Origin of the sequence: Pseudonocardia sp. SID8383, from assembly GCF_009864975.1 — a bacterium.
Classification (GTDB): domain Bacteria; phylum Actinomycetota; class Actinomycetes; order Mycobacteriales; family Pseudonocardiaceae; genus Pseudonocardia; species Pseudonocardia alni.
This window is the reverse complement of record NZ_WWFY01000806.1, coordinates 1-266: the sequence shown is the minus strand read 5'-3', so window position 1 is coordinate 266 and position 266 is coordinate 1. Positions and strand designations below refer to the sequence as shown.

At 74.4% G+C, this 266-nt stretch carries 1 protein-coding gene; it reads right to left on the bottom strand.

Annotated elements, in window-relative coordinates; all coding sequences use genetic code 11:
• Positions 1-266 (bottom strand): ketoreductase domain-containing protein (locus tag GTW08_RS19655; RefSeq protein WP_161152353.1); only part of this gene is annotated, 266 nt, incomplete at both ends.

Sequence of the window (266 nt, the reverse complement as noted above, 5' to 3'; positions counted from 1 at the left end):
AGAACAGGACGAACGCGTCGAGGTCGAGGTCGCGGGTCAGTTCGTCGAGCAGGAGCGCGGGGGTGACCTTGGCGTGGAACACCCCGGCGAGACGGTCGGTGGTCAGGCCGGTGAGGACGCCGTCGTCGAGGACGCCGGCGGCGTGCACGACGCCGGTCAGCGGCCGATCGGCCGGGATCGCGGCCAGCGCCGCCTGCAGCTGTGCGCGGTCGGCCGCGTCGCAGGCGAGCACCGTGACCGCGGCGCCGGAGGCCTCCAGTTCGGCA